Source organism: Rhizobium sp. B21/90 (genome assembly GCF_019355815.1).
Taxonomy (GTDB): domain Bacteria; phylum Pseudomonadota; class Alphaproteobacteria; order Rhizobiales; family Rhizobiaceae; genus Rhizobium; species Rhizobium rhododendri.
Window position 1 is genome coordinate 308,603 of the sequence record NZ_CP072162.1, and the last position, 14,647, is coordinate 323,249.

The window sequence follows — 14,647 nt, forward strand, 5'->3', positions numbered from 1 at the left end:
GAGTGTGCCAGAAAAAACTCCGTAGTGAAACACGCCATTGCAGCCTGCCGTTGCCGCCTGTGTCGGCGATGTTACAGATCGTTGTCGCCATCTTCGGACAGATCGCCCTCGTCGCAATCCCGCCTCATGGAGTAGCGCAGGACTTTTGAGAGTTGCGGCCAAGTCATCTCGGGCAAGTTCTTGAGCCTTGGCGTCCACCAGTCGCGCCACTCTTCGAATATCTGCAGAAGGTCCTTGTCGGCAGCTGAAAGACAGGCGGGGAGAACGGTGCAGGCGCTGCTGGGCAGGCCAAGTCTGTGGAGTTCGTTCAGTCTGTCGAGGAGGACGGCTGACGTTCGCATCGGCCCGCTGCAAACGCGGTCCCGGTGGCATTTCCTGAGGCGGCAAAGGTGGACGACGCAGGGGGAGGCCCGATTGCAGAAATAGGATGCAGCACTGCGGCTGAGCAACTCGTGCCTGACGGCGCGTTGCTGGAGAAAGACGGCACGGTGGTCTATGGTGGGCGTCGACATGCAGATCTCCATGTTTTGGTGTTCCCGTATTCCCATCCGGCGTCCGTCGCGCACACGCCTCCCCGTTCACGCGGCCTGTTCGGTCCGTGTCATGAAATTCTGATGGCCGGGGCACATCGTGTGCCTGATGATTTTTTAGTGAAGTGACACGCGATGTGCCCCGTTCGACAGTTTTTATCCGCAACTCCGGATCCTCTGTTTCCGACCCGGTCCCTTTGAGGGGAAAAGCTGCCGGAGTTATGCCACACAGGCACGCCGAGCCTAGGGGCCCGAAGGGATCCACTTTCTGCGGACCCTTGAAGACGTGCCTGCGTAGACAGCAACCCCTCCAAGACCCGACCCCACCTCGCCGGCAACGCAGACCGGTGTATCCAATGGCGGAACGGGGTAATTATAGATCGGGATGAAAGGACGGGGATGAAATTATGATGCCGGCATTGTTTCCAAACGGAAATCCCAACGGTTTATCCCCATGAGGTGCTGCGCGCAGGGGCGATGGAGTAAAGCGAGAGGAGAGAGTGCTAGAGAGGAGAGAGTGTGTGTGTGTGGTCAGAAAGATCACAAAACCAAAAAAGCCACCCCGACGTCCCTCATTCCTGTGCCTGTCACAGGAATCCAGCCGCCCAAGTCTTTGGGCGATAAACACTTCTCTACCAACAGAGAGTCCTCCCACGTCGCAGACGCGCCGTGACTGGATTCCTGTGACGGGCACAGGAATGAGGGTTTGGGGGGCATCCCAGGCGAGTTGGACCTTAAAATACGTGGCAGCAATTGATCCATCTTCACGGAGTTGGACACCTCGAAAGACTTGAGTTTTCAATATCCTGCTCAGCGTGCCATCAGGCGTGGGTGGACTGAAAGACTTGCCGCCTGGAGTCTACTGCTGGCATCGCTCGGTGGGTTTGTGGCCGCCGTGGTAGGGGATGGCGTGGCCGGATGAGAGAAGCGTGTCGGCCGGGTTGCGCCCGTCGGCGGTGGTGACGTCGGCGAGGATGCGGCCGAAATATTTGTCGCCGGAAATTCGCGTCAGTTGGATCTCGCCTGTGGCCGGCAATATTTCCTCCAGCGCAGCCTGCGCCCGCTCAGCCTCCTCGCGCACCGAAGCGCATGTCGAATGCAGTTCCGGCGCATCGATGCCGCGCAGCCTGACATAGACCTCGATCGTCTGCTGCGGCCAGGGCGATGCATCGACCAGAATTGTGTCGCCATCGATGACCTGCAGGATCTCGGCGGAGACGGGACCGGCAATTGTCTCATGCACCGTGTTGGCCGTCGCGCTAGAGGGTAGCGAGAGGGTGAGACAGACCAACAGAGTCAAACAGGATCGAACCATGATTGAGGAATTATTTCCTGAATCATGGGGAAGTCAATAGGAATATTTACCGATTAGAAGTCTATGGCCCGGCCATTGATCTCCCAGTCGCCGAACCGGGAGGGCTCTGCGCCGCCGCGACCGCCGATTTCGGGCGGAAGTTCGGTCTGCGCCTGCAGCCGGCGACGTTCTTCTGCTTCGGCGAGGGCGCGCTTGGCTGCCGGAGAGAGCGGCTTGCGCGGTGTAGCGACTTCGTCGGAAGTCTCGACGGTTTCGCTGTTGTCGTTATCGGCTGCCTGCATGAGGCTCTCCAGCAAATATTGAATTGGGCGGGCGAATAGCCAGATTATAGGGCGTCGCTGCCGGAATGAAAAGCGCGACACGGGTCAATTGGCGGAGACGACGATGAACATGATGCGAACGGCGATGCTTCTGGCCTTCATGACGGCGCTGTTCATGGGCGTCGGCTTTCTGATCGGCGGTCGGTCGGGCATGATGGTCGCCTTCGTCGTTGCGGCCGGCATGAATTTCTTTTCCTACTGGAATTCAGGCAACATGGTGCTGTCGACCTATAATGCCCAGGCTGTCGACGAGCGCAGCGCGCCGGAGTTTTTCGGCATGATCCGCGATCTCGCCGCCAATGCCGGCCTGCCCATGCCGCGCGTCTATCTCTACGACAGCCCGCAGCCGAATGCCTTCGCCACCGGCCGCAATCCCGAGAATGCCGCCGTCGCCGCCTCTACCGGCCTGCTGAACGCGCTCACGCCGCAAGAAGTGGCCGGCGTCATGGCGCATGAACTGGCGCACGTCCAGAACCGCGATACGCTGACCATGACGATAACAGCGACGCTCGCCGGCGCCATCTCGATGCTCGGCAATTTCGCTTTCTTTTTCGGCGGCCGGCGCGACAGCAATAGTCCGCTCGGTGGTATCGGTGCCCTTGTCGCCATGATCGTCGCGCCGCTGGCGGCCATGCTGGTGCAAATGGCAATCAGCCGGACGCGCGAATATGCCGCAGACCGGCGCGGCGCGGAAATCTGCGGCAATCCCCTGTGGCTTGCCTCGGCGCTTGGCAAGATCGCCGGTGCTGCGGCCCATGTTCCCAACGAGGATGCCGAGCGTCATCCGGCAACGGCACATATGTTCATCATCAACCCGCTCTCCGGGCGGCCGATGGACAATCTGTTTTCTACCCATCCGAACACCGAAAGCCGCATTGCCGCGCTGCAGGCGATGTCCATGGATATGCCCTCCAATGGCAATCCACTGCATGGGCACGGCTCGACGCAGCCGGTCCGGCCTGCTAATGCGGTGCGCAAATCGCGCTCGGTGCCGGATACGGGGTCCAGTCGCGGTGGTCCACAACCACCCAAAGGACCCTGGTCTTGACGTCAGACGACAGTAAATCCGCTGGCCGCCGGCCTCCCCGCCCGCAAGCCAACACCAATGAAGGCGAACGTCGTACTCGCCGGCCTGCCGATAGCGGTCCGGTGAAACCGGGTCTTGCAGCACGGGCTGCAGCCTCGAAGATTCTCGCTGCCGTCGTCGATCGCAAGACACCGCTCGACGGCATGCTCGATGGCGACCACGGTAATCCGGCCTATCGCGTGCTCGAGGATAATGACCGCGCCCTGGTGCGCGCCATCCTGAACTCGGCTCTTCGCCACCTGCCGCGCATCGAGGCCGCCATCGCGTCGCTGATCGACGCGCCTCTGCCGGAGGGGGCCCGCGCCCTGCATCACGTGCTGGTCGTCGCTGCCGCGCAGATGCTCTATCTCGATATTCCCGATCATTCCGCCGTGGACCTTGCGGTCGAGCAGGCGAACCAGGACCCGCGCAACCGCCGCTTTGCCAAGCTGGTCAATGCCGTGCTCAGGCGCACGGGGCGCGAGAAAGACGATATTCTCGCCCGCACGGCATCGATACCGGCCATGCCCGCCTGGTTTCTGTCGCGGCTGGAGCAGGCCTACGGCCGCGCTGAGGCGCTGGCGATTTCGGACACGCAGTTGCAACCGGCTGCGATCGACCTGACGGTCAAATCCGACCCGGAGGGATGGGCCGAGCGGCTGAACGGCATGGTTCTTCCGACCGGCAGCGTCCGGCTCGCCGCTTTCGACGGGACTATTCCGGGTCTTGAAGGCTTTGCCGATGGCGAATGGTGGGTTCAGGACGCGGCAGCCAGCATTCCGGCAAAGCTGTTTGGCTCGCTTGCCGGCAAGCGCGTCGTCGATCTCTGCGCCGCACCGGGTGGCAAGACGGCGCAGCTGGTCATGGCTGGCGGCAAGGTCACGGCGCTCGACCAGTCGGAGAGCCGGCTGCGGCGCCTGTCGGCAAACCTTGCCCGCCTCGGCCTCGAAGCGGAAACGCTGGTCGCCGACATGGCGAAATTTGCGCCCGACGATCTTTTCGATGCGGCACTTCTCGACGCGCCGTGTTCCTCGACCGGCACCACGCGCCGTCATCCGGACGTACTTTGGACCAAGGGCCGGGACGATATCGCCAAACTGGCAGCGCTTCAGGAGCGCCTGCTGCGCCATGCGCTGACCCTGGTGAAACCCGGTGGCACGGTGGTGTTTTCCAATTGCTCGCTCGATCCGTCCGAAGGCGAGGACATTATCGCCCGCATTCTCGCCGATAGCCCGGATGTCGAGCGCATCGCCATCCAGCCTGCGGATTGGCCCGGCCTGGAGACAGCGATTTCACCCGATGGCGATTTCCGCACGACACCGGCGATGCTGGCCCTGCCTGAGGGCTTTCTTCCGGGACTGGATGGATTTTTCGCCAGCGTTCTTCGCCGCCGCAGCTGATGGCCATGCGGGTTTTGCGCCCTATCTGCTTCAATCTGGATCATTACCCGGATAGCAAGGGCGCCTGCTAACGCTCTCTTAACGCTGGAGGCGGACAATCGTTATCTATAATTTAGAGGTTTTGGCGGGCGTTTTGTGAATTTGTACGCGCGAGAGGCATGGCGGCGAATATCGCGTCGCGCAGCGTTGACACGCCTGCGCCTCACCCGGCACACCGTGCGTGTGCCGGAACGGCTGATCGTCGCGCCGACCGACTTGCGCAGCATCGATGCCTTTGTGGCGGAAGAAATGATCGACGGCCGGATTCCGCTGGCCGGACGCGTGTTGGAAACCAACGGTCGCTCGCCGTTCTCGCAGGAATTGCCGTCCGAAACCTTTGCCGCCCGGCTGCACTGTTTCAGCTGGCTGCGCCATATGCGCGCCGACAAGAGCGGCCAGGGCAGCACACTGGCCCGCGCAATGGTCAACGAGTGGATCGGCCTTCACGGCCGCAAGACCGAAGGTATTGCCTGGGATCCGGATATCGCCGCCCAGCGGCTGATTGCCTGGCTGTCCCACTCTCCTGTGGTGCTGCAGGGCACCGACAGCAGCTTCTACCGCCGGTTCATGCGTTCGCTCACCCACCACGTGCGCTATCTCCGCCATGTGGCAGCGACTGCGCCAGATGGCGAGGTGCGCTTCCGCGTCCGCATTGCGCTTGCCATGTCGTCCGTGACGATGCCGGCGCGGGCTGCGACTATCAAGCGGGCGGGCCAGGCGCTGGATCGGGAGATCGAGCGGCAGATCCTCGCCGACGGTTCCCACATCTCGCGCAATCCGCGCGCTGCGCTGGAACTGCTGCTGGACCTCCTGCCGCTGCGCCAGACCTACATCAATCTCGGCCATGACGCCCCCGCGCGACTGATCGCCGGCATCGACCGCATGTATCCGGCGCTGCGCTTCTTTCGCCACCAGGACGGCGATCTCGCGCTGTTCAACGGCGCCACCTCGACCTTTGCCAACGAGCTGATGTCGGTGCTGCGCTACGACGAGACATCGGGACAGACGTTCAAGGCGCTGCCCCATGCCCACTACCAGCGGCTGTCCGCCGGCCAGACGCTGGTGATCATGGATACCGGCGGTCCCCTCTCGGTCGACCTGTCGCGCACTGCCCATGCCGGCTGCCTGTCGTTCGAGATGTCGTCCGGGCGGCACCGGATTATCATCAATGCCGGTTCACCGAAATTTGCCGGGCCCCGATATGTCCAGATGGCGCGCGCGACTGCGGCGCATTCGACCGTGACGCTGGACGACACATCGTCGTTGACGTTTTCCCGCTCGAAGGTGCTCGGCCCCGTCATGACCGGCGGCGTCAGCGAAGTCTCGGTCGAGCGGCTCGACACCGGCGATGGCCGCGATAGCGTCAAGGCGGCCCATGACGGCTATCTTGCCGCATTCGGGCTGATGCACGAGCGCGAAGTGGCGCTAAACCATGCCGGCACCATCATCACCGGGCACGACCGTTTCTTTGCGCCGGACACGAAAAAGGCATCCAGGAAGAAAGCCGGCGCCGAGCACCACGCTTCGGCCCGCTTCCACATCCACCCGTCGATCACTATCGGCCAAACGCAGCCGGATCAGGTGACCCTGACGGCACCGGACGGCGAAAGCTGGACATTCTCCTCGCCCGGCAACGAAGTGCTGATCGGAGAGGACGTCTTTTTCGCCGATTCCTCCGGCGTACGCGCCTCGGAACTGCTTGAGATCGCGTTTTCGCTCGCGGAAAAAACCGAGATCCGCTGGTTTTTATCCCGCCGCTGAGACGGCGACGGTTTAATCGTCCGGCCGCCTGTGCTAACGCGACGCCATCATCCCGAGCGTCCCCAGCCGGACGCGTTGCGAAGACAGGACCGGAGAACGTCATGGCCGTTGTTTCCAAGAAAATTCCAGCTCCCGACAAGGTGAAGGTCAAGACCGCGCTGCTGTCGGTCTCCGACAAGGCGGGCATCGTCGAGCTGGCCCAGGCGCTGCACGACAAGGGCGTCCGCCTGCTGTCGACTGGCGGCACCCACAAGGCGATCGCCAATGCTGGGATTGCCGTCATCGACGTCTCCGAAATCACAGAATTTCCGGAAATCATGGATGGCCGCGTCAAGACGCTGCATCCGCGCGTGCATGGCGGGTTGCTCGCCATCCGCGACGATGCCGAGCACCAGGCTGCCATGAAGGAGCACGGCATCGAGGCGATCGATCTGGTGATCGTCAACCTCTATCCATTCGAGGAGGTCCGCGCTGCCGGCGGCGACTATCCGACGACCGTGGAAAACATCGATATCGGCGGCCCCGCCATGATCCGCGCATCGGCCAAGAACCACGCCTATGTCACCATCGTCACCGACCCGGCCGACTATCCGGCATTGCTCGAACAGCTTGCCACCGACGCCGGGCATACCCATTATGCCTTCCGCCAGCAGATGGCCGCCAAGGCCTATGCCCGCACGGCCGCTTACGACACGATGATTGCCAACTGGTTCGCTGACGCCCTCAACATCGCCACGCCGCACCACCGGACGATCGGCGGCGTGCTGCGCGAGGAAATGCGCTACGGTGAAAATCCACACCAGACGGCCGGCTTCTACGTCACCGGCGACAACCGCCCGGGCGTTGCGACCGCGATGCTGTTGCAGGGCAAGCAGCTCTCCTACAATAACATCAACGATACCGATGCCGCCTACGAGCTTGTTGCGGAGTTTCCGCCCGAACAGGGACCTGCCTGCGCCATCATCAAGCATGCCAATCCTTGCGGGGTGGCCACCGGGCCGACGCTGGCCGAAGCCTATCGCCGGGCGCTCGCCTGCGACAGCACATCGGCGTTCGGCGGCATCATCGCGCTCAACGGCCTTCTCGATGCCGAGACCGCGCATGAGATCGTCAAACTCTTTACCGAAGTGATCATCGCCCCCGCAGTCAGCGACGAGGCGAGGGCGATCATCGCCGCCAAGCCGAACCTGCGTCTGCTGTCGGTCGGCGCCCTGCCGGATCCCCGCGCCCGTGGCATCACCGCCAAGACCGTCTCGGGCGGGCTGCTGGTGCAGAGCCGCGACAACGTCATGGTCGACGATCTCGAACTGAAGGTGGTGACCAAGCGGGCGCCGACTGCGCAGGAACTCGAAGACATGCGCTTTGCCTTCCGGGTCGCCAAGCACGTCAAGTCGAATGCCGTCGTCTATGCCAAGAACGGCCAGACCGCCGGCATCGGTGCCGGCCAGATGAGCCGCGTCGATTCGGCGCGCATCGCCGGCATCAAGGCCGAGGACGCGGCAAGGGCACTGGGTCTCGCGGAGCCGATGACACGTGGTTCCGCCGTCGCCTCCGAAGCTTTCCTGCCGTTCGCAGACGGCCTGCTGTCGGCAATCTCCGCCGGCGCCACCGCCGTCATCCAGCCGGGCGGTTCCATGCGGGATGCCGAGGTCATCGCTGCTGCCGACGCTCATGATGTCGCGATGGTGTTCACCGGCGTCCGCCATTTCCGCCATTGAGCGATATCTGCAGGTAGCGGATATCCGATCTGCAAAATTGTATATCCCGGCCAGCTTTCGCTGCGCCGGGATTTCTTATTCCCGTGCGTCGGCTGGATATGGGGTGGGTAGCAGCAACAGCAGACCGCCGGCCAGAAAAAGGATCAGCGTCGCCATGCCGAGCCGGGCCGAGCCGGAAAAGCTGGTGACGATGGAAAACATCAGGGTCGCCATGAAACTGGTGGCGCGACCTGACAGCGCGTAGATGCCGAAATAGCGGCCGGATTCCTCGAGGCTGACACTGCGCGCCAGGTAGGAGCGAGACGAGGCCTGCACCGGGCCGAAGGCGAGCCCGATCAGCAGCCCGTACATCACGTAGGCCTTTTCCGCCGCTGTGCCGAACAGCCCGCCCGAATCGACTGTCGACAGCTTGAGCAGGCCGAACAGCGTAAAGCCGGGGCCGGTGGAGATGAAGCCGATAGTGGCGATCAGCAGCATGACCAGCCCGATGACGACCATGGTCTTCGACCCCAGCCGCGCATCGAGCCGGCCGGCCACAAGGCATCCGAAGATGGCGACGACGTTGAGGATGATGCCGAAAATGCCGATTTCGATGGTCGGCCACCCGAACATGCCGGCGGCAAAGGTCCCGCCGAGGATAACGACGCCGTTGACGCCATCCTGGTATATCATGCGCGCGATCAGGAAGCGGCTGATGCCCGGCCGATGGCGTAGCGACTTCAGCGTCCTTGCCAGTTCGCCTATCCCCAGTCCGACGGCGGAGCGCATCGGAAGCCCGCGCGGCGCATCGGGCGTGAACAGGAACATCGGCAGGATGAAGATCAGGTACCACACGGCCGCAATCGGGCCGGTGATGCGCGCATCCTGGCCGAGCACGGCGTCGAGGCCGAACAGCGGCTTCAGCCCGAGGATGGTGCGCCCTGTCTCCGGATTACCCGCGAGTAGTGCGACGACTGTGATCAGCACGATCATGCCGCCGAGATAGCCGAGACCCCAGGCGGTGTTCGACAGTTTTCCGACATCGTCCTTGCTGACAAGTCGCGGCATCATCGAATCGTTGAAGACGATGGAGAACTCGGCTGCAATGGAGGCGAGGATGATGAAGATGAACGGATAGATGATCGGCGAGCCAGGTGCTGCCCACCACAGGCAGAACATGCTGATAATCTGGATGACCGCAAAAAAGGCGATCCATGGTTTGCGGGCGCCGGACTGGTCGGCAATCGATCCGAGAATGGGCGAGAGCACGGCAATGACGATCGAGCTGATCGTGGCCATGTTGCTCCACATCGCCTGGGCGCCGACCGGATCGGTCGTCAGTCGCGCGACGAAATACGGGCCGAAGATGAAGGTGATGACCACCGTGAAAAAAGGCTGCGCCGCCCAGTCGAACAGCATCCACCCCCAGATACCGCGCGCCGGAACTTTCGCCGCCTGGGCATCGTCACGCTCTGCAATCGCCACAGTCTGTTCCCTGCTATTCCGCCAGCCTCCCGCCGGACCTTGTCATCCCGAAAGGCCCCGCGCAAGCAACCTGAGGCCGGTTTAGGCGCTCGCAAACGTGCTCGTTTGAGTAATCCGACGCCTCCGAATTCATGGGCGCATTGGGCAAACTTCCCTTGCCGCCAAGGTCATCGCACGGCGCAGCCGCGCCGTGACTGGATCTCTGTGACGAGCACAGAGATGAGGGAAGTCGTGGCAATCACCTCGGCAAATCGTGGGCGAGGTCGCCGAGCAGGCCGGCGGCGACGGTGATGCGGGCGAGATTTGCCTCGCCGCCTTCGCTAAGGCCCGCCAGTTCCTCGGCGATGCGGTTGATGCGGATGCGGTCGCTGGCGTGCCAGGCGGCAAGCGGCTGGCGGTCCTGGGGGTGGGCATTGAGCGCCGAGATGACGATGTCGCGACGCGCCGTGGCGATGCGGTCGAGGCTGCGGGCGAGCGCCAGGTTTTCGTAGTGATCGCCGGTGACAATGCGGCTGCCGGAAACCAGCAGGCGGCTGACCCGGAAGGTCTGCGACACCTCGAAGTAGGTTTCTGCGGCGCGCGCTAGCGCCTCGCCCGTCTGTTCGGCAATTTGCATGACATCGGGTACCAGCAGGAACGTACCGAGTGCGGCAATCTCGCCGGCAAGGCCTTCGGGCACGCCGGCCGCTGCGTAATCGTTGCGCCGGGCATCGATCTCGGCGGCAAATTCGGCCGGGATCCGGCTCGACAGTAAGGGCCGCAGCTTTTTCGCTGCCGCCTGCAGCCGGCCAACGGTCTCGCCGATCTCTGACTTGACCATGCTTGTCTTCAACAGCAGCCGGGTCAGTACGGTGTAGATCTGCCCGATGTCGCCGTAGAGCCGGTTCTGCACTTCGCCGCCGATCTTGCCGTCGAGCCCGTCGACGCCATCCCACAGCCGGTCGAGATCGAACCCGTCGCGGGCGAGCACGGCTGCCTTGACGACCTCGGAAGCGGCGGCCGCCGTTGCATCCATCATCGACACGACAAAAGCCGGACCGCCGCGATTGATCGCCTCGTTGGCAAGACTGGTAGCGACAATCTCGCGCCGAAGCCGGTGTCCGGCGATATCGGCTGCATGGCCGCGATGCATTTTCTGCGGGAAATAGCCGGTCAGCGTTGCGGCAAAATAGGGATCGTCCGGCAGGGCGCTCTCGAGCAGTGCATCGAACAGCACGATCTTGGCGTAAGAGAGCAGCACGCCGATTTCCGGTCGGGTGAGAGGCCGGTCGTTGGCGTAGCGCTCGGCGAAGGTCGCCTCATCCGGCAGCGTCTCGACCTTGCGGCTGAGCTTGCGGGCGGATTCAAGCACGCTGATGAAGCGGCCGAGCTCCAGGCCGTTGCCGGTTCCCTTACGCTCCGTCAGCGAAATAGCCAGCGATTGCAGATAGTTGTTACGCAACACTAGGGCTGCGACCTCTGAGGTCATCGATGCGAGGAGTTGGTCACGCCTGGCGCGTGTCAGGCGACCGTCCTGCATGGCGGAGGCAAGGGCGATTTTGATGTTGACCTCTACGTCGGACGTGTTGACGCCCGCAGAATTGTCGATGGCGTCGGAATTGCATCGGCCGCCCTTCAGGCAATAGGCAATGCGGCCCTTTTGCGTGACGCCGAGATTGGCGCCCTCGCCGATCACCCGCGCGCGGACCTCGTCGGCATTGATGCGGATCGGATCGTTGGCACGGTCGCCGACATCGGCGTCGGTTTCGGTCGGCGATTTCACATAGGTGCCGATACCGCCGAACCATAGCAGGTCGGCCTGGCATTTGAGGATGGCGGTAATGATTTCGAACGGCGTGGCAACCGTCCTGTCGAGCCCGATGGCAGCCGCGGCTTCCCTGGTGAGCGTCACAGACTTCGCCGAACGCGGAATGATCATGCCGCCCGCAGACAGCAGGCTCTTGTCGAAATCCTGCCAGCTGGAGCGCGGCAGGTCGAACAGGCGCTGGCGCTCGGCGAGCGTCGCGGCCATGTCGGGATCGGGGTCGATGACGATATCGCGGTGGTCGAAGGCGGCGATCAGCCGGATTTTCGGCGACAGCAGCATGCCGTTGCCGAACACGTCGCCCGACATGTCGCCGACGCCGACGACGCTGAACGGCGTCGTCTGGATGTCGATATCGAGTTCGCGGAAATGCCGCTTGACGGTCTCCCAGGCGCCGCGCGCGGTGATCCCCATCTTCTTGTGGTCGTAGCCGGCTGATCCGCCCGAGGCAAAGGCGTCGTCGAGCCAGAAACCGGCCTCCTGCGCCAGACCGTTGGCGGTATCGGAGAATGTCGCGGTTCCCTTGTCGGCTGCAACGACGAAATAGGGATCGTCGCCGTCCAGCCGCAATGTATCCGGAGGCGGAATGATATCGGCGCCGGAGATATTGTCGGTGATCGAAAGCAGCGTACGGATGTAGGTCTTGTAGGCCTCCCGGCCGGCATTGAAGATGGCATCGCGGTTGCCGCCGGCCGGCAGTTGTTTCGGATAGAAGCCGCCCTTGGCACCGACCGGCACGATAACGGCGTTCTTCACCTGCTGCGCCTTGACGAGCCCGAGCACCTCGGTGCGGTAGTCTTCCGCCCGGTCGGACCAGCGCAGGCCGCCGCGGGCCACCTTGCCGAAGCGCAGATGCACGCCCTCCACCTCGACGCCGTAGACGAAGATCTCGCGGAACGGCCGGGGTTCCGGCAATCCGTCGAGCTGCTTCGGGTCAAGCTTGATCGCGAACATCGCCTTTGGCGAACCGTCGGCATTGCGCTGGAAATAGTTGGTGCGCAGCGTCGCATCGACGGCGTTGACATAGCGCCGCAAAATGCGGTCGTCATCGAGGCTCGGCACGGAGGCGAGGTCGGTTTCGATCGCCGCATGCAGGGTTGCTAGCCGTTTCAGGCGCGGCTTTTCCTCCAGCGCCGGGTTTAGCGAATCGTGGAACAGGCGGACGATGCTGGCAGCAATGGCCGGATATTTGTCGAGTGTCGTGGCGATATAGTCTTGCGAATAGGCGATGCCGGCTTGGCGCAGATAGCGGGCGTAGGCGCGCAGGATATTGGCGGTCCGCGCGGTGAGGTCGGCCGAGACGATAAGCCGGTTGAAAACATCATTGTCGATGCTGCCTTCGAAAGCCGCGAGAAAGGCCTCCTCGAGGGCTGCGCCATGGCGCTTGAGATCGAAGGCGACGCCGTCGCGCGCCTCCAGCTCCATGTCGTGCAACACCACATCGCCGCTGATCCCGGACCCCTCGACGTGGATGTCGAAGGTGCGTTCGCTGAGCACATTGAAGCCCAGGTTTTCAAGCAGCGGTACGCGACGCGACAGGGCAAGGTTGCCCTCGCCGTGGAAGATTTTTAGCGACAGCACGTCGGTGTCGCCGAAGGAGCGCCTGTAGAAGCCGATGCGGATCGGCGCATCGCCGGCGCAGGCCATGATGGCCGGCAGGTCGGCCACGGTCTCTTCCGGGGAAAAAGCCTCCTGGAACGCCTGGCTGACGGTGAGGTCGGGCGCGGCCGGGCCGGCCAGCGCCTCCAGCCGGTCGATCCAGCGGGCAGCGATGGCCCGGACGGCATCTTCCAGCACGGCTTGCGCGATATGCGGCGTGCGACCGATGGTGCGGCCGATGATGAAATGCACGCGCGCCACGCCGCCTTCCGGAAAGGCCGGATAATAGGCCGAAACGCGGCCGTCATAGACAGTCCGCAGATAGGCGCCGATCTTTTCGCGCACGACCGAATCGTACTCTTCACGCGGCACATAGACGATGACGGACACGAAGCGGTCGAAATGGTCGATGCGCGGCAGGACCCTCACCCGAGGCCGGTCGGCGAGGTCGTTGATCTGCTCGCAGAAGGTGGCGAGCAGGCTCGTGTCGATCTGGAAGAGATCGTCGCGGGGATAGGATTCCAGCGTGTTCTGCAGCATGCGGCCGGAGTGGCTGGTCGGATCGAAGCCGAAATGGTCCGTGACCTTCTGGGCCTTGGCCCGCAGCAGCGGAATGTCCGACAGTTCGGCGGTGTAGGCAATCGAGGTGAACAACCCGACGATGCGCAGTTCGCCGACGACATTGCCCTTCTCGTCGAAACGTTTGACGCCGACATAATCCATGTAGGCGCGGCGATGTACCAGCGACTTGACGTTGGCCTTGGTGACGATGAGGAAATCCGGGCCATCGAGGAACGCCAGGATTTCTGGCGTCGTGGTCACGGCATCGCTCCCCTGGCGCAGCACGCGGACGTCCGGATTGGCGAGAATGCCGAGGCCCGTGCCACGGTCCCGCTCGACGGTCGCTTGCTTGCCCTTGCCGGAATAGACGTAGTCACGCATGCCGAGGAAGGTGAAATTGTCGTCCCGAAGCCAGGACAGGAAGGCCAGTGCCTCGTCTCGCTCTGCCGCACGGCGCCCAGCGACATGTGCGCTGAGTTCGTCGATGACAGTGTCGAGCCGCGCCAGCATCGGCTGCCAGTCGCCCACCGAGAGATGTGTCTGCTCCAGCACCGTCCTGACGCGGACGATGAGGGCATCTGCCTGCTCCGCCGTCAACGGCGCCAAGTGTAGCTGGATATGGCTGACGCGCTGGCCGGGATCGCCGGCCTGCGCCGCCTTTAGAGCGGGCGTGCCGTCCGGCTGCAGCGACAGGATCGGGTGCACGGCCATCGCCACGTCGCGGTAGGTGCTGGTGACTTCGCCCATCACCGATTCGTAGAGAAACGGCATGTTGCGGTCGGTGATCGACAGCACCGAGACAGCAACGCCCCCGGGTACGACTCCCTCTATCGGCGCAACGCTGATACGGGCCTCGCCGGACCAGCGGCCGAGTTCGTCTGCGGTGTGAATGGCGGTCAGTGCCAGCATTTCGGCGCTGTAGCGGGCCATGTCGTCATTGCTGGCCTGCCCGAACAGGATTTTCGGATCGAGGTAGGTCTTGCCCGACGCTTCGGCCGCCTTGACCGCCGCCTCGATCAGCTTTTCCCGCTTGGGGTTCATTCTGGCCATGATTGCACTCTCCCGACGCA

At 63.2% G+C, this 14,647-nt stretch carries 9 protein-coding genes; 4 read left to right on the top strand and 5 right to left on the bottom strand.

Translation table 11 applies throughout. From position 1 onward, the window contains the following. Nucleotides 1–71: 71 nt before the first annotated feature. From J5278_RS01435 to J5278_RS01445, 3 genes are all read right to left on the bottom strand, one after another. Entirely contained in the window at nt 72–512 is a 441-nt protein-coding gene (locus tag J5278_RS01435) for a hypothetical protein (protein WP_209185421.1), read from the bottom strand. Nucleotides 513–1,389: 877 nt separating this feature from the next. Beyond that, nucleotides 1,390–1,773 carry a thermonuclease family protein gene (locus J5278_RS01440; RefSeq protein WP_257623382.1) on the bottom strand — a complete coding sequence of 128 codons (384 nt, stop codon included), beginning with the start codon at nt 1,771–1,773 and terminating at the stop codon, nt 1,390–1,392. Between the two features lie 125 nt (nt 1,774–1,898). Then, nucleotides 1,899–2,126: a DUF1674 domain-containing protein gene (locus tag J5278_RS01445; RefSeq protein ID WP_209185419.1), complete on the bottom strand. Its 228-nt coding sequence runs from the start codon at nt 2,124–2,126 to the stop codon at nt 1,899–1,901. 103 nt (nt 2,127–2,229) lie between these two features. Here J5278_RS01445 and htpX point away from each other — a divergent pair, with 103 nt between their 5' ends. The 4 genes from htpX to purH all read left to right on the top strand — a co-directional run bounded on the left by htpX (nt 2,230) and on the right by purH (nt 8,149). After that, nucleotides 2,230–3,213, top strand: a complete 984-nt coding sequence (htpX, locus tag J5278_RS01450) for a zinc metalloprotease HtpX (protein ID WP_142824500.1) — start codon at nt 2,230–2,232, stop codon at nt 3,211–3,213. After that, complete coding sequence (locus J5278_RS01455) at nt 3,210–4,631, top strand: RsmB/NOP family class I SAM-dependent RNA methyltransferase (protein WP_209185417.1); 1,422 nt, start codon at nt 3,210–3,212, stop codon at nt 4,629–4,631. The genes htpX and J5278_RS01455 overlap by 4 nt, the downstream gene beginning before the upstream one ends. A 141-nt stretch (nt 4,632–4,772) precedes the next feature. Then, a complete protein-coding gene (locus tag J5278_RS01460; RefSeq protein ID WP_247749260.1) occupies nt 4,773–6,431 on the top strand; it encodes a heparinase II/III family protein in 1,659 nt (552 codons plus the stop codon). 101 nt (nt 6,432–6,532) lie between these two features. Next, a complete protein-coding gene (purH, locus tag J5278_RS01465) occupies nt 6,533–8,149 on the top strand; it encodes a bifunctional phosphoribosylaminoimidazolecarboxamide formyltransferase/IMP cyclohydrolase (protein ID WP_209185416.1) in 1,617 nt (538 codons plus the stop codon). Between the two features lie 75 nt (nt 8,150–8,224). On the opposite strand, the gene J5278_RS01470 is transcribed toward purH, so the two are convergent. Further along, complete coding sequence (locus J5278_RS01470) at nt 8,225–9,613, bottom strand: MFS transporter (RefSeq protein WP_257623383.1); 1,389 nt, start codon at nt 9,611–9,613, stop codon at nt 8,225–8,227. A gap of 238 nt (nt 9,614–9,851) precedes the next feature. After that, nucleotides 9,852–14,630, bottom strand: coding sequence for an NAD-glutamate dehydrogenase (locus J5278_RS01475; protein WP_209185480.1), 4,779 nt, complete (start codon nt 14,628–14,630; stop codon nt 9,852–9,854). Nucleotides 14,631–14,647 lie beyond the last annotated feature (17 nt).